Source organism: Bradyrhizobium algeriense (assembly GCF_003062295.1).
GTDB classification, from domain to species: Bacteria; Pseudomonadota; Alphaproteobacteria; order Rhizobiales; family Xanthobacteraceae; genus Bradyrhizobium; species Bradyrhizobium algeriense.
The window spans coordinates 70138-96418 of the sequence record NZ_PYCN01000016.1; the positions used below are offsets into that span (position 1 = coordinate 70138).

General features: G+C 63.5%; 22 protein-coding genes and 1 pseudogene. 12 read left to right on the forward strand and 11 right to left on the reverse strand.

Annotated elements, in window-relative coordinates; genetic code table 11:
- Positions 1-26: 26 nt before the first annotated feature.
- On the reverse strand, positions 27-1889 hold the full coding sequence (locus tag C7G61_RS26375; RefSeq protein WP_108519599.1) for a feruloyl-CoA synthase: 1863 nt from the start codon (positions 1887-1889) through the stop codon (positions 27-29).
- Between the two features lie 152 nt (positions 1890-2041).
- Between C7G61_RS26375 and C7G61_RS26380 the strand changes: the two genes are divergently transcribed.
- Positions 2042-2575, forward strand: coding sequence for a MarR family winged helix-turn-helix transcriptional regulator (locus C7G61_RS26380; RefSeq protein WP_420836799.1), 534 nt, complete (start codon positions 2042-2044; stop codon positions 2573-2575).
- 210 nt (positions 2576-2785) lie between these two features.
- Positions 2786-4594, forward strand: coding sequence for an allophanate hydrolase (gene atzF / locus C7G61_RS26385; protein WP_108519600.1), 1809 nt, complete (start codon positions 2786-2788; stop codon positions 4592-4594).
- A gap of 119 nt (positions 4595-4713) precedes the next feature.
- Here atzF and C7G61_RS26390 read toward each other — a convergent pair whose 3' ends face one another.
- From C7G61_RS26390 to ugpB, 10 genes and pseudogenes are all read right to left on the reverse strand, one after another.
- Complete coding sequence (locus tag C7G61_RS26390; protein ID WP_108519601.1) at positions 4714-5448, reverse strand: GntR family transcriptional regulator; 735 nt, start codon at positions 5446-5448, stop codon at positions 4714-4716.
- Positions 5445-5855 (reverse strand): oxalurate catabolism protein HpxZ, encoded by a 411-nt coding sequence (gene hpxZ / locus C7G61_RS26395; protein WP_108519602.1) that lies wholly within the window; start codon positions 5853-5855, stop codon positions 5445-5447. Before hpxZ ends, C7G61_RS26390 begins: the two co-directional genes overlap by 4 nt.
- A 2-nt stretch (positions 5856-5857) precedes the next feature.
- Positions 5858-7255 (reverse strand): AtzE family amidohydrolase, encoded by a 1398-nt coding sequence (locus C7G61_RS26400; protein WP_244608472.1) that lies wholly within the window; start codon positions 7253-7255, stop codon positions 5858-5860.
- Between the two features lie 7 nt (positions 7256-7262).
- Positions 7263-7445, reverse strand: a complete 183-nt coding sequence (locus tag C7G61_RS26405) for a DUF4089 domain-containing protein (RefSeq protein WP_108519603.1) — start codon at positions 7443-7445, stop codon at positions 7263-7265.
- Positions 7446-7466: 21 nt separating this feature from the next.
- Positions 7467-9177 (reverse strand): annotated as a pseudogene (locus tag C7G61_RS26410) (dipeptide ABC transporter ATP-binding protein).
- Positions 9178-9286: 109 nt separating this feature from the next.
- Complete coding sequence (locus tag C7G61_RS26415; RefSeq protein ID WP_108519604.1) at positions 9287-10186, reverse strand: ABC transporter permease; 900 nt, start codon at positions 10184-10186, stop codon at positions 9287-9289.
- Positions 10187-10195: 9 nt separating this feature from the next.
- A complete protein-coding gene (locus tag C7G61_RS26420) occupies positions 10196-11209 on the reverse strand; it encodes an ABC transporter permease (RefSeq protein ID WP_108519605.1) in 1014 nt (337 codons plus the stop codon).
- Between the two features lie 12 nt (positions 11210-11221).
- Positions 11222-12841 carry an ABC transporter substrate-binding protein gene (locus tag C7G61_RS26425; protein ID WP_108519606.1) on the reverse strand — a complete coding sequence of 540 codons (1620 nt, stop codon included), beginning with the start codon at positions 12839-12841 and terminating at the stop codon, positions 11222-11224.
- A gap of 230 nt (positions 12842-13071) precedes the next feature.
- Positions 13072-14067: a phosphotransferase family protein gene (locus tag C7G61_RS26430; protein WP_420836798.1), complete on the reverse strand. Its 996-nt coding sequence runs from the start codon at positions 14065-14067 to the stop codon at positions 13072-13074.
- 86 nt (positions 14068-14153) lie between these two features.
- Positions 14154-15530 carry a sn-glycerol-3-phosphate ABC transporter substrate-binding protein UgpB gene (gene ugpB, locus C7G61_RS26435; protein ID WP_108519607.1) on the reverse strand — a complete coding sequence of 459 codons (1377 nt, stop codon included), beginning with the start codon at positions 15528-15530 and terminating at the stop codon, positions 14154-14156.
- A 329-nt stretch (positions 15531-15859) separates the two neighbouring features.
- On the opposite strand from ugpB, the gene C7G61_RS44885 reads away from it, so the two are divergent.
- The 10 genes from C7G61_RS44885 (at position 15860) to C7G61_RS26490 (ending at position 26031) form a co-directional block, all read left to right on the forward strand.
- Positions 15860-16009 carry a hypothetical protein gene (locus C7G61_RS44885; RefSeq protein WP_190241990.1) on the forward strand — a complete coding sequence of 50 codons (150 nt, stop codon included), beginning with the start codon at positions 15860-15862 and terminating at the stop codon, positions 16007-16009.
- Positions 16006-18099 carry a sensor histidine kinase gene (locus tag C7G61_RS26445; RefSeq protein WP_190241991.1) on the forward strand — a complete coding sequence of 698 codons (2094 nt, stop codon included), beginning with the start codon at positions 16006-16008 and terminating at the stop codon, positions 18097-18099. Before C7G61_RS44885 ends, C7G61_RS26445 begins: the two co-directional genes overlap by 4 nt.
- A complete protein-coding gene (locus tag C7G61_RS26450; protein WP_108519609.1) occupies positions 18069-19814 on the forward strand; it encodes an ATP-binding response regulator in 1746 nt (581 codons plus the stop codon). The genes C7G61_RS26445 and C7G61_RS26450 overlap by 31 nt, the downstream gene beginning before the upstream one ends.
- Positions 19811-20554 (forward strand): response regulator, encoded by a 744-nt coding sequence (locus tag C7G61_RS26455; RefSeq protein ID WP_108519610.1) that lies wholly within the window; start codon positions 19811-19813, stop codon positions 20552-20554. Before C7G61_RS26450 ends, C7G61_RS26455 begins: the two co-directional genes overlap by 4 nt.
- Positions 20555-20990: 436 nt before the next feature.
- Positions 20991-21602 carry a sigma-70 family RNA polymerase sigma factor gene (locus C7G61_RS26460; protein WP_108519611.1) on the forward strand — a complete coding sequence of 204 codons (612 nt, stop codon included), beginning with the start codon at positions 20991-20993 and terminating at the stop codon, positions 21600-21602.
- A gap of 177 nt (positions 21603-21779) precedes the next feature.
- Positions 21780-21980, forward strand: a complete 201-nt coding sequence (locus tag C7G61_RS26465; RefSeq protein ID WP_108519612.1) for a hypothetical protein — start codon at positions 21780-21782, stop codon at positions 21978-21980.
- A 394-nt stretch (positions 21981-22374) separates the two neighbouring features.
- Positions 22375-23343, forward strand: a complete 969-nt coding sequence (locus C7G61_RS26475; protein ID WP_108519614.1) for a hypothetical protein — start codon at positions 22375-22377, stop codon at positions 23341-23343.
- Positions 23344-23489: 146 nt separating this feature from the next.
- Entirely contained in the window at positions 23490-24899 is a 1410-nt protein-coding gene (locus tag C7G61_RS26480; RefSeq protein ID WP_108519684.1) for a cytochrome ubiquinol oxidase subunit I, read from the forward strand.
- Positions 24896-25903 (forward strand): cytochrome d ubiquinol oxidase subunit II, encoded by a 1008-nt coding sequence (cydB, locus tag C7G61_RS26485; protein ID WP_108519615.1) that lies wholly within the window; start codon positions 24896-24898, stop codon positions 25901-25903. Before C7G61_RS26480 ends, cydB begins: the two co-directional genes overlap by 4 nt.
- Positions 25900-26031 (forward strand): DUF2474 domain-containing protein, encoded by a 132-nt coding sequence (locus C7G61_RS26490; RefSeq protein WP_244608473.1) that lies wholly within the window; start codon positions 25900-25902, stop codon positions 26029-26031. Before cydB ends, C7G61_RS26490 begins: the two co-directional genes overlap by 4 nt.
- Positions 26032-26281: the final 250 nt, after the last annotated feature.

A 26281-nucleotide genomic window follows, 5' to 3' on the forward strand; every position in this document is an offset into this window, starting at 1 on the left:
AGCGTGACCGTGAGCGAGATTGACAACTAGCCGGCGCAGGCGATCCATTCGGCCGATGAATCGTCGTCCAGCGTTGCCACTGCGCTCGCGCGCCGCGTCAGCACCGCGCGCTGGTTGATATAGCCCTTGTCGGTGATCTCGCCGCCGTCGACGGAGGCGATCTCGGGCAGCAGCAGCGCCCGCGTGGCATGGCCGGACGAATTGCCGCTCTGCGCCTTCAGTTTGGCAAGGCCTTGCGCGATCGCGGTGCGCACCTTGTCGTGGCCGATCACTTCCTTCACGTCGGCATTGTCCGGCAGGCCGGCATGCGCGCGGCAGGCCGCGATATTCGGAAACACGAGGAAGCGGACCTCATCGCCGCCGTGGCCTGTCACCACGATATCCTGCGCCAGCGGCGCCAGCGCGGCGATGCCCGCAACGCGCAAGGTTCCGACGCTGACCCAGGTGCCGGAATTGAGCTTGAAGTCCTCGGCGACGCGGCCGTCGAAGAACAGACCGAGTTCGGGACGCGCCGGATCGGCGAAGGTCACGGCGTCGCCGATCAGGTAAAAACCTTCCGCATCGAACGCCTGCGCGGTCAATTCCGGCGCCTTCCAGTAGCCGGGCGTGACGTTCGGGCCGCGCACGCGCACCTCCAGCTTGTCGCCCGACGGCACCAGCTTCAGTTCAGTCCCCGGGATCGGCACGCCGATATTGCCGGAGCGTTTTGCCTGGAAGTGACAATCGGTCGCGAGCGGCGAGGTTTCGGTCGAGCCCCACGCCGACACCATCGGCATCGCGCGGCCGACGGTCTTGATCGAGAGCTCCTCCAACGCATCCCAGAGATTCTGCGGCAGCGCCGCGCCCGCGTAGAAGGCGAATTTTACCTCGCTGAAGAACTTTTGCCGCAGCTCCGCATCGCTTCGCAGCGCCGCGATCAGCATGTCAAAGCCGCGCGGCACGTTGAAATAGACCGTCGGCATCACGCTGCGCAGATTGGCCAGCGAAGTCGCGAACAGCCCGGGCGCCGGCTTGCCGCCGTCGACATAGAGCGTGCCGCCATTGCGCAGCACCAGATTGAAATTGTGGTTGGCGCCAAAAGTGTGGCTCCACGGCAGCCAGTCGAGGATGACGAGATCCTCGCCGCCATCTTCGAGGAACGTCCAGGTCTGCGCCTTGGCCTGCTGGCTCGAGGTTAGCATGCGCTGGGTGTTGATCACGGCCTTTGGCGTTCCGGTCGAACCCGACGTGAACAGGAATTTTGCGATCGTGTCGGGCGTGATCGCGGCGAACGCGTTTTCGACGTCGGGCGTTTCCGGCGTGGCCGCGATGGCGCGGAAAGAGATCGCGTCACTGTCGTCCGCATTGCCGCTGACGATCGCGGCCGAATGCAGCGGCTTGATCGCCGCCAGCGCCGCCGCGAACGGTTTCGTGCCGGAAACATAGATCGCGCCGGGCTCGAGCAGCGTGATCATGCTCCTGAGCTTGTCGAAGTCTTTCGACATCAGCGAATAGGCCGGCGAGATCGCGGCCGATGGCACGCCGACATGCTGGGCCGCGAGCGCGAACAGCGCGTGTTCGACGCTGTTGTCGGACAGGATCACCAGCGGCCGCTCGGCGCTCAGCCCTTGCGCGAGGATCCACGCGGCGCTCGCGCGAACCTGCATCAGCGCGTCCTGGTAGCTGACCGTCGACCACGGCGCATCGGCACTGGCGCGATCGGCGAGAAAAACCCGCTCCGGCGCCTGCCGCGCCCAATGCTCCAGCCAGTCGCCGATGCAACGCGCGCCCGGCTGCAGCGGCACGGTCGACCGCACCAGAATGCTGCCGTCGGCGCGGCGGTCGGCGACAATCGCTGGCGTCGCGAACAGGCTGCGGGAATTGTCACCGCTTGCGGCGGCGAGGGTCATGGTTTCCTCCTGTCCCGGCTGGTTACGGGATTGCCGAGCGTCATGCCGGCGTGCAACTCGAAGGGCTGCTTGGCCCTAATGTTGAGCACAACAATTGTTGTCGTCAACAACAATCTTCCCTTGAAGTGCGCGAGGCGCTAGAAGGAGAGGCGATGGCGGGAAGCAATCACATGCCCAGAACGGCCAAATCGCGCGCAAGCGCTCAGCCGCGTTCAGGCCGCAAGCAAGCCGGAAACGGCAGCGCGCAAAGCAGCGTCATGGATGACGGGATCGCCCTCGACGCGCTGGCGGGCCACGCCGGCTATGCGGTACGGCGCTTCCAGATCTGGATTTTTCAGGATTTTATCCGCACGCTCGCCGCCGTCGACATCCGTCCCACGCAGTATTCGGTGATGACGGTGATCGGTGCCAATCCCGGCCTGAGCCAGATGGCGGTCGCCAAGCGGCTCGGGATCGAGCGCGCCAGGCTGGTGCATCTGCTGGACAGTCTCGAACATCGCAACCTCGTCAGCCGCATCCAATCGGCCACCGACCGGCGCTCCCACGCCCTGCACCTGACCGCGCGCGGCAGGACCGCACTGGCGCAGTTCAGGCGGCTCGCCGCCGAACATGAGCGCCATGTGGCCGATAAAATCGGCAAGGAAAACCGCGAGCGGCTGCTGCAAATCCTGTCCGCGTTCACCTGAGCGGGGCCGCAGCCTCGCCTTAGGCTTCACCGCTCATATTTTAGGCATATACTCGGCCGCGCCAGGCACGCCGCGCCTGCATGCTCGTGTCCTAAACACCTGATATTACGTACCTATCGTTTAAGGCTGGCGCCCTCCAACGATTGTACACAATGGCACATCGCTTGCTTCATTCACGGTAACCTTTGCTCGCCGGAGTTTTTGCTCGCCATGGGGTCTGACGCGCCTGAAACCGTTGCCGCCATCGTCGCCGCACACCGCGCCGCGACCATGACCCCGGCGCAAACCATCGCCCGCTTCTATCAGCGCATCCGCGCCTATAACGACCCCGCTGTGTTCATCAGCCTGCGCGACGAGAAGGAGGCGCTGGCGGACGCCGAAGCGCTGGCCTCGAAGGATGCGGCATCGCTTCCGCTGCTCGGCGTCCCGGTCGCGGTGAAGGACAATATCGACGCGCAGGGCTTGCCGACCACGGCGGCCTGCCCGGCCTTTTCCTATTCGCCCGCACAGGATTCGACGGCGGTCGCAAAACTGCGGGCGGCCGGCGCCATCATCATTGGCAAGACCAATCTTGACCAGTTTGCGACCGGCCTGGTCGGCGTTCGCTCGCCCTACGGCATTCCCGTCAATCCGATCCGCGCCGATCTGATTCCGGGCGGCTCGAGTTCGGGATCGGCGGTCGCGGTTTCCGCAGGCCTCGTGCCGCTCGCACTCGGCACCGACACCGCGGGTTCGGGCCGCGTGCCGGCGATGCTCAACAACATCGTCGGACTTAAGCCGAGCCTCGGGCTGATCTCCAACGCCGGGCTCGTTCCGGCGTGCCGAACGCTGGATTGCATTTCGGTGTTCTCGCTCACCGTCGATGACGCGATGACCGCACTGGCGGCGATGGCCGGCCCTGACGGCGCCGATCCATTCTCGCGCGACATGCCCCTGGGGGCGGTGTCCGCGTTTCCCGAAAAGCTCCGGCTCGGCGTGCCGCGCAACGGCCAACTGATCTTCTTCGGCGACCGCGCCGCGGAGAAAGCCTATGGCGAGGCGCTTGAGCGCTGGACATCGCTCGGCGCCACGCTGGTCGAATTCGATCTCGAGCCACTTTATGAGACCGCGCGGCTGCTCTATGAGGGCCCGTGGGTCGCCGAACGTTATCTTGTGATCCGTGACCTCTTGGCGTCATCGCCGGATTCGATCCACCCCGTGACGCGCGAAATCACGGCCGCCGGTGCGCGGCTCACCGCCGCCGACACCTTTGCCTCGCTCTATCGGCTGCAGGCGCTACGCCGCGTGGCCGAGCGCGCCTTCGCCAATCTCGACGCGATGGTGCTGCCGACGGCCCCGACCGCCTATTCGACCGCGCAGGTGCTGGCCAATCCGGTCGAACTCAACTCGAGGCTCGGCACCTACACCAATTTTGTGAATTTGCTCGACCTCTGCGGCCTCGCGCTGCCGGCCGCGATGCGTGCGGACGGCGTTCCATTCGGCATCACGCTGCTCGCGCCCGCCGGACGCGACGCGGCGCTCGCCAGCATCGGACGGGTGTTTCATGCCGACACCAAACTGAAGATGGGGGCCAAGGGCCTGACGCAGCCCGCGCTCGCGCCATTGCCGGCCGGCACCAGCAACGATGAAATCACTATCGCCGTGGTCGGCGCGCATCTCTCCGGCATGGCGCTCAACGGCGAACTGCAGGTGCTCGGCGGACGCCTGCTCGAAGAGGCCACCACCGCGCCCGATTACAAACTCTATGCGCTCGACACCACGCCGCCAAAGCCTGGCATGCTGCGCGTGGACACAGGCGCGGGCAGCTCGATCAAGCTGGAGCTATGGGCGCTGTCGGCCGCAGCCTTCGGTAAATTCGTCGCCGCGATCCCTCCGCCGCTCGGCATCGGCACGATACGGCTCGCTGATGGAAGAGGTGTGAAGGGCTTTGTGGTCGAGCCCGCCGCAATCGACGGCGCGCGCGATATTTCCGCGTTCGGCGGCTGGCGCGCGTTCATGGCGGAGAAGGTGGGGCTGTAATCGTCATTGCGAGCGAAGCGAAGCAATCCATCTCTCCACGCGCGCGGAAAGATGGATTGCTTCGTCGCTTCGCTCCCTTGCGCAAACGCTTCGCGTTTGTCGCAGGCAATGACGGCGAACTACACCGACACCGCGTAAATCTCGTATTCCCCGCGCACCAGTTCGATATGGGCGCGCATCGCGGCCGCAGCACCCGCCTTGTCGCCGCGCATGATCGCGACCACGACGCGGTCGTGCTCGGCGTGCGATTTCGCCAGCCGCCCGAGGTTGCGGAACTGGGCGCGGCGGAACGGCTGCACCCGCACCCGCGTCGCCAGCGTCATCTCGGCGATATAGCTGTTCTGCGAGCCGGCATAGATCGCGTTGTGGAAACGCTCGTTGACCTCGTGAAAGCGTTCGGGATTGCCGGCGTGGCTCAGCACCCGCAATTCCTCGTGGACCGCTTCCAGCTTCTGGCGATCCCCCGGCGGCATCCGCTCGGCGGCGAGCCCGGCGCACAGCGCTTCCAGTTCCGCCATCGCCTCGAACATTTCAGTCAAACGATCCAGCGAGGGCTGCGCGACCACGGCGCCGCGGTGGGCGCGGGCTTCGACCAGCCCGCTCGCCACCAGTTGCCGCAGCGCCTCGCGAACCGGCGTGCGCGACACGGAAAAGCGCCGCGCAATATCGGTCTCGTCGAGCGCCGATCCCGGCGCCAGCACGCCGCGCACGATCTCGTCGGCCAACTGCAGCCGCAGCTCTTCTGCGCGCGTGACCTTGTCCCGCAGCGACGAAGGCCGATCGACGCGCCGGACCGGCGTCTCGGCCTCCGCGCCGGATGGCGGCGTTGGCGTGCGAAGATCGTCAAGACTCATGACTTCGAATCCACCTTGGGAGCGTCGGGATCATTGATGATGCTGACATGGGCCGCGACAATCCTCCATCCTTCCGGAAAACGCACCCAGGTTTGCATCTGCCGTCCGACTTTGCCCGGCGCGCCCTCGCGATAGAACAGCGTCGAGGCGACCGCCGCGTCACGGCCATAGGTCGTGATCACGGTCTTGTCGGTCCGCCGCATCAGCCCGACCGGCGAGCGCGCGGCGCGAAAACTCATGATCGCATCATAGCCGTAGAGATTTTCACCAATGCCGTAGCGCAGCGTGCGGGGATCGTTGCGGAACAGTTCGTCGAGCACGGCCACGTCGTTCGACACCAGCGCCTTTTCGTAGCGCGCGAATTGCGCGGTGACTTCGGCCAGTACGTCGGGAAGATCGATCTCCATCGCTATAACCCTCTCGGAATCGGCGCGGCGGCGACGCCGGCGCGTTCCAGCGCATGCGCAACACGCAGCGCGATATCTTCGCGCCAGGGAGCGGAAATGATCTGCACGCCGATCGGCATCGGCTCCAGCGGCACCGGCACCGCTACCACCGGCAGGCCGATGAACGAAATCGGCTGGGTGTGGATGCCGATATTGGCGCGCACGGGGAGTTCGACGCCGTCAAGCACGAAATTCACCTGACCCAATTTCGGCGCGATGCAGGGCGTCGCCGGGGCGATGATCACGTCCACCGACTTGAACAGTTCGAGCACCTTTGCGCGATACCAGCGGCGGAATTTCTGCGCACGATCGACCAAAGGCGCCGGGACCATCGCGCCGGCGATCAGGCGATCCCGCACCGCCGGATCGAAATCATTCGGACGCTTGCGCAGGCGATCGAGATGCAGCGACGCGCCTTCGGTGGTGGAGATCACGTAAGCGGCGGCGCGGGCGCGCGCGGCTTCGGGAATTTCGATCGTTTGCGTGGCATCGAGCGCCCTGGAAACGCGCGCCACAGCTTCGACCGCTTCGGGAAAGACGTTCTTCTGGAAGTAGCCGCCGGCCACCGCGACCCGCAGGCCCGAGGCACCCTGCGCCAGCAGTGAGGTGACCGGTTCAACCGGCCGCGTCGTGCAGGCCGCGTCATCGGCGTCAGGGCCCTGCATGGCGTCATAGGCGAGCGCGAGATCGCCGACGCTGCGCGCGAACGGGCCGAGATGATCGAAGCTTGCGACAAAGGGAAACGACCGCGCCCGCGACAGCCGGCCGTAGGTCGGCTTCAAGCCAAAGACGCCGCAGAACGACGATGGCACGCGGATCGAACCATTGGTGTCGGATCCCAAGGCGATCGGAACCAGCGCACCGCCAACCGCACTGCCGGAGCCGCCCGAGGAGCCGCCGGTCATCCGCGTCGGATCATGCGGATTGCGCGACGGGCCGTCATGCACGTTCTCGCCCGTAAAATCGTAGGCGTATTCGCCCATGTTGAGCGCGCCGACCAGCACGGCGCCGGCGGCCTCCATGCGCTCGATCAACGTGGCATCACGCGGCGACGGCGCCAGGTCGCGGTTGATCTTCGAGCCGGCGCGGGTGGCGAGACCTTTCACATCGAACAGGTTCTTCACCGCGAACGGCACGCCGGCGAGCGGGCCGACCTTCTGGCCGGCGGCGATCGCGGCATCGACCGCGCGGGCTTTTGCACGCGCACGGTCGGCGGTGATGTCGGTGAACGAGTTCAGCACGGAATCGTGTCTGGCGATCCGCGCCAGCGCAGCTTCGGTCGCATCGAGCGCGGAAAGTTTGCGGCCCGTTACGGCTTGCGCGATTTGTTGGGCTGACAACTCGTCGGTGTTCACGGTCATGGCATTGTCAGGCTGTGTAGACACTGGCCGGCTCGGTTTCGTCCGGCAGCGGGAATTCATCGACCAGCCGCGCCAGCCTCAGCGACACTTCGAGGTTCGCCCGCACGGCAGGCCGCCAGGCTTCCTCGACCGGCAGCGCCAGCGCCTTGGATACGGCATTGATGTAATCGTCCAGCGGATCGGCGGCCATTTTTCGTTCTCACTCAACTTTCTAGTGAACCGGCAACGGCGGATGCGGGATCGCCGTCAACAATTCCTTGGTGTAGGCATCCTGCGGATCGCCGAGCACCCGCTCGGATGAACCTTGCTCGACGATTCGTCCCGCACGCATCACGATGACACGATCGCACAGCAAACGCACCACATTCAGATCATGCGACACGAACAAATAGCTCATCCCCATCGACTGCTTGAGATCCTGCAGCAGATTGAGCACGACGGCCTGTACGGAGACGTCGAGCGCCGCCGTCGGCTCGTCGAGGATCACGAGCTTTGGATGCAGCGCGATGGCGCGTGCGATACCGACGCGGGCCTTCTGGCCGCCGGATAATTGGTGCGGGAAGCGATCGAGCAGGTTGATGGGCAGGCCGACCAGGCCGGCCAACTCCTCGCAGCGCGTCACGTCCCCTGACGTCGCCAAGCTGCATGATCGGATCGGCGATGGCGCGCGCGGCCGTGAAGCGCGGGTTGAGGCTGTCGGTCGGGTCCTGGAACACCATCTGGATGCACTTGCGCAGCGGCAGCCGCGCAAAGGCCTGCGGCAGGATGGCGCCGATCTCCTCGCCATCGAACAGGATGCGGCCGGAGGTCTGGTCGAGGAGCCGCATCACCATCATCGAGGTCGTGGACTTGCCGCAGCCGGACTCGCCGACCAGGCCTACGCTCTCGCCATGCCCGACGGTGAAGCCGATGCCGTCGACGGCACGAAATATCTTCGCTTCGACCGGCGGCTTGCGGGAGAACAGTTTGCCGAGCACGGCGCTCGCGCCCTGGCGCGGATATTCCTTGACCAGCTTTTCGACGAGGAGAAGCGGTTTTGCGGAGCCATCGACCGCAGTAGTCGGCGCAGCGGCCGGTGTAGGCGGCGCTGAGGTGCCCTCGTCCTCCGGCAACAAATCGCGCAACGACACGCCGATCCTCGGCGTCGCGCGCATCAGTTTCTTGGTGTAGGCGTGCTCGGGGTTCGCAAAGATATCCGCCGACTTCGCCGTCTCCACCACCCGGCCCTTCTCCATCACCACCACGCGGTCGCAATAGGCGGCGGCAAGGCCGAGGTCGTGCGTGATCAGGATGGTCGACATATTCCGTCGTTTGGTGAGTTCGACGATCAGATCCATCACCGCCTTCTGCGTGGTGACGTCGAGGCCGGTGGTCGGCTCGTCCGCGATCAGGAGCTGCGGATTGCAGGCCAGCGCCAGCGCGATCACGACGCGCTGGCACATGCCCCCCGAAAGTTCGAACGGATAGGCGTGATAGCGCTCGCGGGGACGGGCGATCTTGACCTGCTCCAGCGCCTCGATCGCCTTCTCGCCGCGGTCGCTGGCCGCGCTCTGCACATGCTGGCGCAGCACGTCCTCGATCTGGTCGCCGACTTTGCGGATCGGGTTCAGCGCCGCGCGCGGGTTCTGGAAGATCATCGAAATTTCGCGGCCGCGCAGGTCGCGCATCTCGTTCTCGCTTGCGGCCTTGACGTCGATGCCGGAAAACATCACGGAGCCTTCGGCAATCCTGCCGGCGCGGTCGAGAATCCGCATTACGGCATAAGATGTCACCGATTTGCCGGAGCCGGACTCGCCGACGATGCCAAGCGTTTCGCCCTTGGCCACCGAGATGTTGACGTGCTGCACCGCCTTGACGATGCCACGGCGCGTGGTGAATTCGACGGTGAGGTCGTTGACGTCGAGCAGGGGCTGGGCGGTCATGACGGCCTCCGCAAAAATATCGAAAACAACCCCATGCAAAGTAGAACGGTCAGCCCCCCAGTCGCATTCCCCCTGCGGGGACCGAGACGAGCAAAGCTTGAATCAGCCATCACGTCCTCCGCTGCGGATCGACGATGTCGCGCAGGCCGTCGCCGAGCAAATTGAAGCAGAACACCGCGAGCATCAGCGCCAGACCCGGGAACAGCGCGATCCACCATTCGCCCGACACCATGAAGCCGGCCCCTTCCGCGACCATAATGCCCCATTCCGCCGTCGGCGGCCGCACGCCGAGCCCGATGAAGGAGAGTCCGGCAGCGTTGAGGATCGCATAGCCCATGGTCAGCGACATCTGCACGATCATGATCGGCATGATGTTGGGCAGGATGTGCACCAGCAAAATTCGCATTTCGCCATTGCCCGACAGCCGCGCCGCCTGCACGAAGCCGGCATCGCGGCGCACGTTCGCCTCGGCCCGCGCCACGCGGGCATAGAGCGGAAAGTTCACGATCGCGGTGGCGATGATGATGTTCTGCACGGTGTTGCCAAGCGCTGCGACGATGCCCATCGCCAGCACGAACAGCGGAAACGCCATGATGGTGTCGGCGACACGGCCGACGATACGATCGGTCCAGCCGCCGAAATACCCGGCGGCGATGCCGGCGAGGCCACCCATCAGGAACACCAGCACCACGGAAGCAACCGCGATGAAGGTGTCGAGCCTTGTGGCGACGACGACGCGGCTGAAAATGTCGCGGCCCAGTTGATCGGTGCCGAACCAATGCGCCGCCGATGGCGGTTTCAGCGCTGCTGCGGTATCGCTGGCGAGCGGATCGTAGGGCACGATGTAGGGGCCGAAGATCGCGGCGAACAGGATGATGACCAGCAGACCGAAGGCAAAGGCCGTGACGCGGTTCTCGCCGAGCACGTAGCGGGTGTGTTCGAAGATGGCTGATAGTCCCGAGGTACGCGCGGGTCCGACGGGTTCAGCGGCAGGCGCAACGCTACTCATGTTCCAACCTCACCCTTCCAGCCGCACGCGCGGATCGATCACGCCGTAGAGAATGTCGATGATCAGATTGAGCAGCACATACATGACCGCCATGGTCAGCACGAAGCCTTGCACCGGCGCGAAGTCCGACGAGATCAGCGCTTCGACGGCGTAGGAGCCGATGCCGGGCCAGGCGAATACTTTCTCGACCAGCACATTGGCCCCCAGCAGGAACGAGAACACCATGCTGAGCGTGGTGATGACCGGCAGCATCGCGTTGCGAAACGCGTAGGTAACGACCACGGTTGACGGCGACAGTCCGCTGGCGCGCGCGGTGCGGACGAAGTCGGACGCCAGCACCGCCAGCATCGAGGCCCGCGTCATGCGCGCGATCGGCGCCAGCGAGAAGATCGCCAGCGTCGCCGCCGGCAGGATCAGCTGGCTCAGCGCCGAACGGAACGTCTCGAAATCGCGCGCGATCAGCGCGTCGATCAAATAAAGGCCGGTCACGGTGGGTGGCGCGCTGTAGAACACGTCGAGCCGGCCGAGCGGCGCCGGCGACCAGCCGAGCCGGAAATAGAACACATAGACCAGCACGAGACCTGTAAAGAACACGGGCAGCGATACCCCGGCCGTCGTGGTGATGCGACAGAGATGGTCGATCCAGGAGCCCGGGCGCGTTGCCGCCAGCACGCCGAGCGGGATCGCGATCATGACCGAGACGACGAGGCCGAGCAGCGTCAGTTCGGCGGACGCCGGCAGGCGGTTGCGGATCTCGGTGGCGACCGGCTGGCCCGTGGTCAGCGAGTTGCCGAAATCGCCATGCGCGAGATCGTTGGTGTAGCGGAAGAACTGCTCGATCAGCGGCTTGTCGAAGCCGAGTTTCTTGCGGATCTGCTCAATGGCTTCCTTGCTCGCCGCGGGCCCGGCGAAATAAGCGGCCGGGTCACCTGGCAGCGCGCGCGTCAGCAGGAACGTCACGATCACGACCCCGATCAGCGACGGAATCGCAAACATCAGCCGCTTGCCGATCATGGTCAGCATGACGCTCGCCTCTTATGCTTTCACGAGCGCGCGGTAATCCAGGCGACGGTGGAACCAGTACTGATAGCCCGACACGTTCTTCTGCATCGCGACGTTGACATAGGGCTGATACAGCGGGATGCGCGGGATGTCCTTGAAGGCGAGGTCGACAAAACCCTTTACGTCGGTATCGTATTTGGCGGTGTTGCCGATCGCCGCGGCATCGACCGCGCCGTGGATGAACGCGTCCATCGCCTTCGACTGGTAGCTCATGGTGTTGAAGATCGAATTCTTGCCGTCATAGCACCAGATGAAGAAATACTCGGGATAGTCGAGCCAGCCGGAGAACACGTTGGTGTAGAGCGGCAGCACCTTCTTGTTGAGCTCGGTGCGCCAGTTGGCGCCGGGGATCTTGTTGATGGTGGTCTTGATGCCGATCTGGGCGAGGCTCTCCTGCACCAGCACGCAGAGCGGCTCGTTGACGCCGGCGAAGCCGAGGTCGAACGACAGCGTGGTCTCGAAACCATCGGGATGGCCGGCCTCCGCCAGCAATGCCTTGGCCTTGGCGATGTCAGTGACATATTTGGTAGGCTGCGGCCACGCCACCTCAGTGGCCTTGTCAGCAGCGGCGCCGAACATCGGCTTGGCCAGGCCGAACAGCACCGCATCCATGATCTTCTGGTAGGGGATCGCGCAGGCGATGGCCTCACGAACCTTGGGGTTGTCGAACGGCGGGATCTTGACGTTCATGCCGATATACTGGACGCCGTTGGAATACGGCACCGAGACGATGTTGAGCTTGCCGCTGTCCTTCAGCTCGACGAAATCCTTGTTCGGCAGATCGTAGGAGATGTCGGCGTCGCCGCGCTCCAGCAGCGCGCGGCGGTTGCCGGCCTGCGGCACCATGCGCCAGATCACGCGCTTGACCTTCGGCATTGGGCCGCCGACCCACGAATCGTTGCGCTCCATGACGACTTCGGTGCCGGCGGTCCACTTCGACACCTTGTAGGCGCCGGAGCCCGCGGTCTGCTGCTTGGTGTATTCGAGGCCCCAGGGATCCTTCTCGGTGGCGTTCTTCTTCACCAGTTCGGAATTGACGATGCATGGCACGATGACCGCGAGATCAGGGATGGTGAGACGGTCCTTCTTGGCGAAATCGACCCGCACCGTGTTGTCGTCAACGACGACGAACTGCTCGGGCTTGGTCAATGAACCCGCGCCCATCTGGAAGGTCGGAAAACCGCCGACGCTCACCGCGCGATCGAGCGACCACTTGACGTCCTTGGCCGTGACCGGCGCGCCGTCGTGGAACGTGGCTTTCTTCTTCAGCTTGAAGGTGACCGACATGTCTCCGACATTCATGTCCTCGGCGAGCTCAGGCTTGAACTTGTCGCGGTCGTAATACGGCACGCCGCCTGGACCGCTCTTCATCTCGTGGCTGATCAGGCGGTCGTAACAATTCCACGACACTTCATAGCCGGGCACGTTGGTGCCGACGCCGTGAATGTCGAGATTGTTGGGGCCGCTTTCCGAGACAATCAGCAGCGTTTCCGACCGCGCATCAGCCTTGGCCGCAGACCAGATTGCCGGCGCCGGCACCATCGCGCCCGCGGCAACGCCGGTGACGGATTTCAGAAAATCGCGACGCTTCATGGGTGATGCTCCAAACGCCTGAGGGAAAACGGCTTTGGAACAGGAATCGCAAGGTTTGTGCCAATCCTTAAGGAAGGATTGATGATGGAATAACCGATTGATTTAGCGTTTGAATATGCCTGCTACGCGACGTCCGGGCGCGGTGCGGCATCCTGGCAGATTGCATACAAAGAGGCTTATTTGCTCAAAAAGTATGCAGATATTTTGAACGCTCCATTGCTGTGCGGTACTCAAACGGGCCAGAGCAAATCCTGTAATTCGTGCAGGTCAGCGGCCTTCTGCTGCCAGCCCTCGATACGGATGCTCCTGACGGGATCACTGAAGCGATGTAGCAGCATCAGCGCCATCAGCCGCCGCTTCAGCTCAGGCGTGATATCCGTGGCAGAGTACCCAAAACCCTCAAACAGGCGCTGCACCCGCCGCGGCATGCCGGCCGTCATGAAGGCGCTCGGACCCAGCAGGTCGTATTCGCCGCGCCCAGTCATGACATCGCCGAAGTCAATCAACCCCGCGAGGTGCCAGCCCGCGGCGTCATGGCCCAGCAGGAAATTCTCGGGAATATATTCGCCGGTCAGGATCACCGGCGGCCCGTCCAGCGCAATCAGCATGGGCGCTGCATCGCCCAGGAGTTCGTCCAATCCATCCAGATATTTCTGCGGCAATCCTAAACGCCGGTGCCGATCGCGGCATCCCGCGATCTGTACGCGAATGAAGACTTCCCAGCTCGGCTCGATCTCCGCGAGCGGCCCGGCGGGAACGCGCTGCACCTCCGCAATGGTCTCGCCTATTTCTGCGAGGACGCGCTCCTTATCGTGTTCCGGCAAGGACGGCCAGGCGTCCACGCCCAACATCCCCGACAGGCGTGTGATAACGAGATATGGCCATCCGTCGCGCTGGCCTTCGACGATGGTTTCGGGGATCGCGACTCGAAGCCTTCCGCGAAGCTGCGCAAGCGTGCTTCGTTCTGAGTCGAACTGGCCGCGAAGAAATGGCGGGAAGATCTTCAGGATGAGCTTTTCGTCGAGGGCAAGGACGAGGTTGGTGCCGGTGGAAAAAACGTGCGGCGCCGCGCATGCAAGGCCGTGGCCGCGAGCAATATCGCGCGCGATCGGCAGCCATTGCGCCGGATCGGCGCGCCAGATGCGGAAGGGCTCGTAATCTGTGAATGCCGGCAGCGATGCGGTCATGATAGTCCCGTAGGATGGGTAGAGCGAAGCGAAACCCATCAATCACGTGCGCGGAAACATGATGGGTTTCGCTTCGCTCTACCCATCCTACGGACTTCGCTTCGCTCGCAATGACGGAGTGGATGTTACCTATCCGGATTGGCCCGTTCGAACTGGCGCAGCAGGCGATTGCCGCGCTCGACGGCGAGGTCGAGGGCTGCCTGCGCGGACTGCTTGGCGCTGAAAACCTGCTCGAGTTCTTCGTCGATCACGCTGCGGATCAGCACAAAGGACCCAAGCCGGATTCCCTTCGAATTCCCGGTCGGCGGCTTCAAGGTGAGTTGCTCGATACCGATCGCCGCACCGGGATCGCGATCGTAGAAGCCTTGCGCGCGGGTGAGGTCGAAGGCGGCGCGGGTGATCGGCAGATAGCCGGTGTTCTGGTGCCAGGCGGCCTGGACTTCCGGTTTCGAAAGATAAGCGAAGAACCGCGCGACGCCGGCATATTCGGTGCGCGGCCGGTCGCGCAGCACCCATAGCGTGGCGCCGCCGATGATGGAGTTTTGCGGGGCGCCGGTGATTTCGGGCCGGTGCGGGATCATGCCGTAACCGACCTCGAATTTGGAATTGGCCTTGATGTCGGCGCGCGTCCCGGACGAGCCGATGAAGATGGCGCATTCGCCCTTCTGAAAACGCGGCTCGGCCGATTGCCCGCGGCCGCTATAGTCGAAAACTTTCGTCGCCTGCCATTCCGCGAGCTGCGCGATGTGCCGGACCATGTCCTGGTTATTGAAGGTCAGCTCCGCATCGAGACCGCCAAAGCCATTGGCCCGGGTCGCCAATGGCAGATTGTGGAACGCGGAAAAATTCTCGACATGGACCCAGGAAGGCCAGGAGGTGGTGAGCCCGCAAGGCGAGCCGGCCGCGCGCAGGCGCTTCGCAGCAGCGCCGACCTCGGCCCAGGTCTTCGGCGCCACCTCCGGATCGAGGCCCGCGGCGCGGAACAGATCCTTGTTGTAGTACAGGATCGGCGTCGAGACATTGAACGGAAACGACAGCATGTTGCCGGCGACGTCGGAATAATAGCCGGTCACGGCCGGCAGATACGCCTCCGGCGAGAACGGCTCCGACTGATCGCGCATCAAGTCGAACACCGGATAGATCGCGCCCTTTGCCGCCATCATGGTCGCAGTCGCGATCTCGTTGACCTGGACGATGGCGGGCTGGCTTCGCGAACGGAATGCGAAGATCGCTGCCGTCACCGTCTCGGTGTAGTTGCCCTTGTATGTCGGCACGATCCGATAGTCGGACTGCGACGCATTGAAATCGGCCGCCAGCTTTTCGAGCTGCTTGCCGAGTTCCCCCGACATCGCGTGCCACCACATGATTTCGGTGGCGGCTTGCGCCGGAGACGCCAGCGCCGTGGCGGCGAGGGCTGCGAATTGCAAGAATCTCAAGGCCAATTTCACTGGTGATTTCCTTGCTCTGCCGCGCCTTCGATAAATGGGTTCCCAAGCCCTCATAAATCGCTGCGGCTGCGGTTTCAATCCGCCCGGCATCGCCGCAGCGCACAACACAATTTAAGATTGCAGCAAGACTATCAGGATTACTGGCGGAAAACCGCCTGCCGGCCCAGCCGCCAATAGCCAAGCATCGGTAAATTCTGCTAAAAATGCTTGAACCTTTTCTCCCCCGCCGCAGACTCAATCTCTAAGGGGATTTGTCGCCTGTGTATCGCCGCGCCAACCTTTCGCGGACCTTCATGCTTGTTGGTGCGCTGTTGCTTACGGCGGTCTCAGCGGGCGCTCTTGCGCGCGAGTTTGGTATGCCCGATCCCCAGAACGAGAGGCATTTGATCGACGCGTTCCATTCCCGACGGCCCGGCGCGCATGAAGCCCTCGAACAAATCAAGACCGGCGCTGCCGGTCTCAACCGTACCATCGTTGCATTGATCGGGGCGACGACGCCGCTATTGATCACGCGTCTTCGTGGAGTGGAATGAATTTGACCGGCGCACGGCAACAACAGCGAGCAGCGGAACGGCAGGCGGGCTTCGCCGCGCGCGGCCGTTTTCGCGTCGTGCAGTGGCTGCGCGCGGTGCCGATCCGCTGGCGCATCCTGTCGATCGCGGGATTGAATTCCGCCGTCGTCGTGGTGCTCGCCATATTGATCTGGAACGGCGCCAAGGTGCTGGGCTCGGCCTGGGACGACGTCCGGCAGGTGCGCGAGTCCGACAAGATCCTGGCGCTGCTGGAAAGCGAAACCAGCCGGCTGCAGAACCTGATCCATCGCTACATCAACCAGCCGAGCCCCGACCTGTTCGCCGAGATCCTGCTGCTGCGGGAAGCGGTGCTCGGCACGCTGACCACGCGCGCCGCGAACGATCCGATGCTGTCAGGATCGGTCGAGCGGCTCGAACACGTCACCGACCGTTTCCTCAACGGCTTCGGCGAATTGCGCGCCGTGCAGGCCACCATCACCAGGACCTATGAGCAGCAGGTGCTGGGCCCGGCCCGGGAAATGGCCGGGCTGTATTCGATCATCGAGGGCGCCACCGGGCATCGCGATGCGCAGATCTGGCCGGCACTCGGGAAATCCCGCGAGGCGTTCACGGCCATGCTGGTCGCTACCAACGCCTATTATCTGTCGCGTGCCTCGACCTCCGCCGAGGACGCCCGCAGGAACACCGAGACGATCGAGAACACCATCCCCGCGATGGCCGACCTCGCCGACAACGACCTGCAGCGCATGGCGCTGACGCGGCTGAAGGCGCGGACGGTGGCGCTGCGCGAGTGGATGGCCAAGCTGACCGAGCAGCTCACGATCCGGACCGAGCTCTTGCGCAACACCATCGATGCCAGCCAGGCCGAGGCGATCGGCGTCATCGACGAGTTGTCGGTCAAGATGCGCCAGCGCGAGCAGAAGGCGCAGGAGACGTTCGACAAGACCCTGGCGGGCATCTCGCGCCGGGTGCTCTCGATCGCCGTGATGTTCCTCGGCATCATCCTGTCCGCCGGCGTCCTGATCGCGCTCTCGATCCGGCTGCCGCTGCAGCAGATCCTGCGGGCGATGCATGCGATCACCTCAGGCAATTACGATCGCAGGGTACAGGGCACCACCGCCAGGGACGAGGTCGGCGCCATGGCGCGCGCGGTGGACGTCTTCCGCGAAAACGCCATCGCCAAGCGCAAGACCGAGGACGAGCTGCGCGCCTCGAAGGAAAGGGCCGAAAGCGCGCTGCTCGAGCTCAACACCGCGCAGCAGAACCTGATCGACGCCGAACGGCTGGCGGCGCTCGGCGGACTGGTCGCCGGCGTCGCCCATGAGGTGAACAACCCGATCGGCATCAGCCTGACGGTGGCGTCGAGCTTTGCGCGCCGGGCTGAAATGTTCGAGCAGGAATTGCGCACCGAGCCGCTGCGCCGCTCCAAGCTCGACGAATTCGTCAAGTCCTCGCGCGACGCGGCAGGGCAACTGGTGGCGAACCTGCACCGCGCCGGCGAGCTGATCCAGTCGTTCAAGCAGGTGGCGGTGGACCGCTCGCACGCCGAGCGCCGGCAATTCAACCTCAGCGAGGCCACCGACCAGATCGTCGCCAGCCTGAAACCGGTGCTGAAGAAGGCCGCGATCACGCTGTCGGTCGACGTGCCGGAAGGGCTTTTCATCGACGGCTATCCCGGCTCCTACGGCCAGATATTAACCAATCTTTTCCTCAACGCCGCCAATCATGCCTTTGCCGACGGCCGGTCCGGGGCGATCACGATCTCGGCGCGGGCGCGCGGCAGCGACGATGTCGAGATCATTTTTGCCGACAATGGGGCCGGAATGACGCCGGACGTGCAGCGGCAGGCGTTCGACCCCTTCTTTACGACGCGCCGCAACGAAGGCGGTACCGGGCTGGGCTTGCATATCGTCTATAATCTTGTCACTCAACAGCTCGGCGGCCGGATGATGCTGGAGTCAAGGCTGGGACAAGGCACCACATTCCGCATTATCATGCCTAAAGTCGCCCGGGGCGAACCCACGATTACAGACCAGACAGCAGCCGACGGAACTCCTCAATGGCCGAACAGGACGATGTCCTCCACCTGATCGACGATACCGGGACCGTTCCTGAGGACTCGTCCGCGCGCAAATGGAAGATCGCCGTCATCGACGACGATGCCGCGGTGCACGAGGGCACCCGCTTTGCGCTGAGCGACTACAATCTGCATGGCGCGACGCTGGAAATCCTGTCGGCCTATTCCGCGGCCGAGGGCCGCACCTTGATGCGCGAAAATCCCGACGTGGCGGCGGTGCTGCTCGACGTCATCATGGAAACCGATGTCGCGGGCCTCGACCTCGTCGAATACATCCGCAACGAACTCAAGAACGAAACCGTCCGCATCATCCTGCGCACCGGCCAGCCGGGACAGGCGCCCGAGCGCCGCGTCATCGTCCAGTACGACATCAACGACTACAAGGCCAAGACCGAGCTCACGGCCGACAAGCTGTTCACCTCGCTCACGGCGGCGCTGCGCAGCTACCAGCAGCTCGAGCGCATGGTGCAGACCAGGCGCGGGCTTGAAATCATCATCGACGCCGCCTCGACGCTGTACGACTTCAAATCGATGCAGCGGCTCGCGGAAGGCGTGCTGACGCAGCTCGCCTCGCTGCTCAATGTCGACTGTGCCGGCATCCTAGTGCTGCGCGACGACGGCGCCGCGGGGAGCGAATTCTCGGTCCTCGCAGGCTCGGGCTGCTACAGCCGCTTCATCGGGACCACGAGCTCCAAGGCGCTCGATCCGGATTTGCGGGCGATGGTGGAAGCCGCCTTCCAGCGTCGCAAGAACGAATTCGCCGACCACCGCAGCGTGCTTTACCTGCGCACTGGAAGCGGCCGCGAGGTGGTGGTGCTGCTGCAGGCCGAGCGCCAGCTTTCCGACACCGACCGCGCGCTGGTCGAGATTTTCTCGAGCCGGCTGTCGATCGCGTTCGACAACGTCATCCTCTACCGGCAACTGCACGAGGCCAATACCCAGCTCGAGGACCGCGTCGCCCAGCGCACTCGCGCGCTGATGCAGGCCAACCGACGGCTCTCGGCGCAGTGGCTGCGGCTGCAGCGCGCCAACGGCTTCAAGAACGAGATTCTCGGCACCGTCGCGCATGATTTGAAGAATCCGCTCGGCGTGATCCTGGGCCGCACCGAAATGCTGACCGAGCTGATCGGCGCCGGCTCGCCCAAGGAGAACGTCACCGCCCAGGTCGAGCATATCAGGGACGCCACCAAGCGCCTGACCTCGATGGTCGACCATTTGATTTCGGATGCGATGGCGGACGCCTTCGACATCACGATCCGCCGCGAACCGGTCGATATCGCAGCGCTCGTGACCGAGGTCACCGATTCCAACCTGCCCTCGGCGGTCAACAAGCAGCAGGCCATCGCCGTGTCCGCCCCGCCGAATTTCGTCACCATGTGCGATGCCGACCGGATCCGCGAGGCGATCGACAACCTCGTCAGCAACGCCATCAAATATTCACCGATCGGCGGCAAGATCACGGTGGTCGTCGCCCAAGAGGGTGGCGACACGGTGATCCGCATTGCCGACCAGGGCGCCGGCCTTTCGCCGGAGGACCTCGGCCGGCTGTTCGGCCGTTTCCAGCGGCTCTCGGCCAAGCCGACGGCCGGAGAAAGTTCGACCGGCCTTGGACTGTCGATTGTCAAACGTATCATCGACATGCATGGCGGCCATGTGACCGCGGAAAGCGCCGGCCCCGGACAGGGATCGACATTTACCGTTACACTGCCTGCGACAGAGACGACATGACCCAGAGCCCGCACATCATCATCGTCGACGACGAGGCGCCGGCCCGCGAGATGGTCGGCGATTACCTCAAGATGCACGGTTTCGGCGTCACGCTGTGCGACGGCGGAAAAAGCCTGCGCAGCGTGATCGAGACCAACGTGCCCGACCTCGTCGTGCTCGACCTCAACATGCCCGAGGAAGACGGGCTTTCGATCATTCGAGACCTGAAGAGCCGCATCAACGTTCCCGTCATCATGCTGACGGCGACCGCGAGCCCGATCGACCGCGTCGTCGGGCTTGAACTCGGCGCCGACGACTACATCGCAAAGCCCTGCGAGCTGCGCGAGCTGATGGCGCGCATCCGCTCGGTGCTTCGCCGCAGCACGCCGGCCAAGGCGGCGGCAGCACCTGAGGCTGCGGCTGCAACAAAGGCGGAGAAGGAGCAGTTGGTGCGGTTCGGCACCAAATGGCTGGACCTCGAAGCCCAGGCGCTGCGCGACGACGAGGGCAACGAGCATCCGCTGACGGCCTCCGAATTCGGCCTGTTGAAAGTGTTCGCAGCGAACCCGAAGCGCGTGTTGTCGCGCGAGCGGCTCTTGGAACTGGCCAATGCGCGCGACGCCGAAGCCTTCGACCGCGCGGTCGACCTGCGGATCATGCGCATCCGCCGCAAGATCGAGATCGACCCGACCAAGCCCGCGGTCATTCGCACGATCAGAGGCGGCGGCTATCTGTTCTCGCCGACCGGCGAGAAGGGTTAGCGTTCTATCTCGGTCGTCCCTGCGAAAGCAGGGACCCATACCGCGTGATCCATCGATGGGGCGCGGTCGCCGACGCTCTGCCAACTATTCGCTATCCCTTGCTGAAGCAAAGCCGTCTCCTAAAGCCGTCTCCTAATGTGCCCGTTACACTGGCCGCGGCGTATGGGCCCCTGCTTTCGCAGGGGCGACGAGTTGATAGGCTCACGCTTTCTCCTCGCGCCTGTGCGGAACAAATCCGCGTCCGAAATCATCCAATTTTCCACATATTGAAATTACTCGCATTTCACCCCCGAATGTTTCGTCGCAGGCCCCGCGACGAAACAATTCTCTCCTGCACGAAACCATTTTCCCCCCTTGGAGCAGACATCCCGAAACCGAGCCTAATTAACAATCCTCCCAACGAAACGCCGCCCGGCGTCGGAATTGGGAGCCTGTCATGTCGAACGTCATCGCCATCAACGCCGCAGCCAAGAAGTCGATTGCCGCCGCCCGCGCGACGTCAGACGAAATGCTGCTGCAGAGTATTGCCAAGGGCGACCGCACGGCGATGCATGTGCTTTATTCCCGTCATAACGTCCGGGTTTACCGCTTCGTGCTGCGCATGGTGCGCGACACCACGATGGCGGAAGACCTCGTCAGCCAGGTGTTCCTCGACGTGTGGCGGACCGCCAGCCAGTTCGAGGGCCGCTCGCAGGTTTCGACCTGGCTGCTGTCGATTGCCCGCTTCAAGGCGCTGACCGCGCTGCGCCAGCGCAAGCATGAGGACATCGAACAGGAAGACGTGCTGGAGATCGCCGACGAGGCCGACACGCCGGAAGCTTCGCTCGACCGCAGCAACACCAGCGCGATCCTGCGCGCCTGCGTCGCAAAACTGTCGCCGGCCCATCGCGAGATCATCAACCTGGTCTACTACCACGAGAAGTCGGTGGAAGAGGCCGGCGCGATCATCGGTATTCCCCAGAGCACGGTGAAGACCCGGATGTTCTATGCCCGCAAACAATTGGCCGAGTTGCTTAAGGGCGCCGGCGTGGACAGCATCGCTGCATAAAGCGAAGCTATTTCAGTAGGTTAATACGGTATTGGGAGCGAAAAACGGGTCGATTTCGACGGACAAAGATTACCTCCGACGAAACAAATGAAACAATTGGCGACATCACCCGGAAAAACTCAGCCCCTATACCTTTGATCAACAACTTAAACACCAACGCCGAACAGGAGAGCGAACATGCTGAAGCCGTCCTTCCGCCTTTTCATCGTCCCGCTCGGCGCCGTCGCGACGCTCGCCACCCTGTCGGCCCAGAACGTTCAGCCCCGCGCCCAGCGCGACAGCGGTTCGATGTTCGTGCGTGAACAGGTGGTGGATTGCGGCACCAAGAGTCCCAAGGAGGTCTGCGTGATCTCCTACGACAGCGAGACCCCCCGCTGAATTTCTCGCCTCCCAAGTTCTAGTCTTCCAAGCTCTCAACCTCCCAAGTAACCTCCAACGACCCGGCCGGGATGCCTCCCAGCCGGGTCGCTCTGTGTTTGGCATCCGATTTCGTGCGCGACGCGAAAGCCGCACGAAGAAGTTACGCCGCCCGCTTTGCCACGACGCAGAGTCCCTGCCGTCTGCCCCGTTTCAACCGTTATTGGCGGCGCAATATGCGATGTATCGTCGACCAGAACGGCAAGATCGTATGCCAATGCGAACACATCGACCGCGCCCTCGCATGGCTGCCGAACGCTGCGTCCTGAGATCAGGCAACTCTGACTTGTGGTATTGCAACCGCACGGCTTGCGGCTTGACGCGGCCACGCCGCTCGTGATGTTTGCCGCCGACGATGGATACCGCGGCAAACGAGAATGAAGTCAGGCTGCGCAAGGGCACGTCGCTCAATGAGCGGCTCGTTCTCGCAGGCATTGCCGCAATTTTGTGTTTGATCGCCCTGCCAGGCGTCGCTCACCTTGCAAACGACCAATGGCTCGGCATCGCCGCCCTGTTTGCGTTGCTGTTCGGGTGCCTGCTGCTGAGCGCCGCGCTCTTTGATCGCAACGTCGTCTGGATCATTACGCCAGGCGAAATCCTGATCGGCGAACAGCGTCCATTCGGGAAGTTGCACCGAAGATTGATCAGGGACGACGAAATAGCCGGGATGCGTCTGCGAAAGAGCATCGGCAAATCAGTGGAGTTCGCTCTCGTAGTCGAGACCGAATCGGGGGATACGCTCACCTCACCTCCGCTGCCTGATGTCACCCAGGTGCAAAAAACCACTTTGCAGATCGCCTGGCTGCTTCAGTTGCCCGCTCCCGAATTGGCCGAGAACCCGCTTGACGCCGCCAATCCCCGGATACGACTGGGTAAGCCGATCAGTTCCAAACGCGTCCGGGCCTACAGGGCTCTCGTCGTGCTGTTCGCCTGCTCGCTGAGCCTTCCATTCATCTATGCGCTCTGGAGCGGCAAATTGTCCACCCTTGGAATCGCCGTCTGGTCGCTTGGCGCGATCATGGCCTTCGTGCTGATCAGGTATCTCTATCGGACCAGTGCATTCTGGATTGTCCGCGACGGCGCCATCAGGTTTGAACGGCTGTCGTTGAAGGGTACGATAGAGACGGATACGGTCGGCGATGACGATGTCGAGCGCATCGACATCGAAAGCGGCGGCCGGAGGGGCAGCCACTACGTCATCGCGATCCGGCTCCGCACCGGGAGGAAGATCCGCAGTCCGGTGCTGGTCGGCAAGGAGCAGACCCGAGCCGTGCGGGCAGAGATCGCCCGGCGACTGGCACTGAATCCATCGGACGCTGGCTAGACCTGCACGCCTGTTCCGCTTGGCGCGCAGGTATGATCGTCGTATCGGGCGTGGTAGGATACACGCCTGGTTCGGACGCAATTTTCGAAAACTCTAGTTCGGTTTTTTCGAGATCGCGCCCGATGAAACTGCGACAGGTGGTGCCGATGTTCGAAGGCTGGGATGCGATCGTATTGGCCCGGGCGCAGTTTGCTTTCACGATGTCGTTCCACATCATATTCCCTGCCTTCTCGATCGGGCTTGCCAGCTATCTCGCCGTGCTCGAGGCGCTGTGGCTTTGGACCGGACGCGAGGTCTATATCAACCTGTTCAATTACTGGCTAAAAATCTTTGCCGTCGCCTTCGGCATGGGCGTGGTGTCGGGCATCGTGATGTCCTACCAGTTCGGCACCAACTGGTCGGCCTTCTCCGACAAGACCGGCCCGGTGATCGGGCCGCTGATGGCCTATGAAGTGTTAACCGCGTTCTTCCTCGAGGCAGGTTTCCTCGGCGTGATGCTGTTCGGCCTGCAGCGCGTCGGTCCAAAGCTGCATTTTCTGGCGACGCTGATGGTCGCGATCGGCACGCTGATTTCGGCGTTCTGGATTCTATCCGCCAATTCCTGGATGCAGACGCCGACGGGCCACGCCATCAATGCCGACGGGCAGTTCATCGCCGCCGACTGGCTGAAGGTGATCTTCAACCCGTCATTCCCCTACCGCCTCGTGCACATGGTGCTGGCGGCGTATCTGACCACCGCGCTGGTGGTCGGCGCGGTCGGCGCCTGGCACCTGCTGCGCGACCGCCACCTCGCCGGCCCGCGCGTGATGTTTTCGATGGCGATGTGGATGGCCACGTTGGTGGCGCCGATCCAGATCCTCGCCGGCGACCAGCACGGGCTCAACACGCTGGAACATCAGCCGGTGAAGATCATGGCGATGGAAGGCCATTTCCAGAGCCACAAGGACGGCGCGCCCCTGATCCTGTTCGGCCTGCCCAACCAGAGCGCGGGCAGGGTCGACTACGCGATCGAAGTGCCGAAGCTGGGATCGGTGATCCTCAAGCACTCGCCGGACGCGCCGATGGCCGGCCTCGACACGGTGCCGCGCGAAAACTGGCCGCCGGTGGCGATCACGTTCTGGTCGTTCCGGATCATGGTCGGCATGGGACTGCTGATGCTGGCGCTCGGCCTGTTCAGCCTGCTGATGCGTGTGCAGGGCAAACTCTACGATTCCCGGCCGTTGCACATGTTTGCGGTCGCGATGGCGCCCGCAGGCTTCATCGCCGTGCTCGCGGGCTGGATCACCACCGAGACCGGACGCCAGCCGTTCACGGTCTATGGATTGCTGCGCACGGCTGAATCCGCCTCCCCGCTGGCAGCCCCTGCGGTTGCCTCCTCGCTGATCGCCTTCATCATCGTCTATTTCGCCGTCTTCACGGCCGGCGTGATCTATCTGCTGCGCCTGATGGCGGCCCCGCCGCATCCGGGCGAAGAGGGGCCGTCGCACGAGGTCCCGATCCGCTCGGCCGGCATCACGCCCGCCGCTGGCGCGGTTACCGAGGGAGCCGCCCGATGATCCCGATCGACCTTGCGATCATCTGGGCCTTCATCATCGCGTTTGCCGTGTTCGTCTATGTTGTCATGGACGGCTTCGACCTCGGCCTCGGTATCCTGTTTCCGCTGTTCCCGGAGAAACGCGATCGCGACGTCGTCATGAACAGTGTCGCGCCGGTCTGGGACGGCAACGAAACCTGGCTGGTGCTCGGCGGCGGCGGGCTGATGGCGGCGTTTCCGCTGGCCTATGCGGTGCTGATGCCGGCGCTTTACACGCCCATGATCGTGATGCTGCTCGGCCTGGTGTTCCGCGGCGTCGCCTTCGAATTCCGTTGGCGCACGACGGCCCAGCGTAACCGCTGGGACATCGCCTTTTTCGGCGGATCGCTTTTGGCGACGCTGGCGCAGGGAATCGCACTCGGCGCCATCCTGCAAGGCGTGCATGTCGAAGGACGAAGCTATGCCGGCGGCTGGTGGGACTGGCTGACGCCGTTCAGCATCCTGACCGGTGTATCGCTGGTGGTTGGCTATGCGCTGTTAGGCGCGACATGGCTTGTCATGAAGACGGAAGGCGAGTTGCGCGACCGCGCCTATCACCTGAGCTGGGTCCTGTTGCTCGCGATGCTCGGGACCATCGCCGCGGTCAGCATCGCGACACCGTTCCTCCATATACAGTACACCGAGCGCTGGTTCGCCTGGCCGAACGTCCTCATGACGGCACAGGTACCGATTTCGGTTGCTGTAGTCACCGCCCTGTTGCTGCGCAGCCTCGCCAGGAAATACGACTACCAGCCGTTCTTCCTGACGCTGGCGCTGTTCGCGCTGTCCTATGCCGGGCTCGGCATCAGCATGTATCCCTATATCGTGCCGCAGAGCATCACGATCTGGCAGGCGGCGGCGCCGGCGAACAGCCAGATCTTCATGCTGTTCGGCGTCGCCGGGCTGATCCCGCTGATCCTCGGCTATACCGCCTGGGCCTATTGGGTGTTTCGCGGCAAGGTCAAACCCGAGAGCGGCTATCATTGAGCCAGATCAAGCCAGAACAGCGCCCGCTGACACAGCGTCTGCTGTGGTTCGCCGCGCTTTGGCTCGGCGGCGTCGGCACTGTGGCGCTGATTTCGTTTTGCCTGCGGCTGTGGATCGCGCCGAAATAGGCGAAGCCTGAATATCCCATGAACAGGGCGGCCGGCATAAATTGAAGACATTTCAATCACCTATCCGCCTCATTCGCCCTAAACTTGCCATCAAGCTGGCCCTGAGATTTGATGGTTCCCGAGCGCGATCAGCAAAAGTGGGAACCGGTTTTGCGTCCGATCGCGCTCTGACTTAAAAGTGGCGCATGATTTTATCGCCAAACCGCTCACACTTTGGCGGATCATACGCATTTGGCCAACGCGCCGCGAG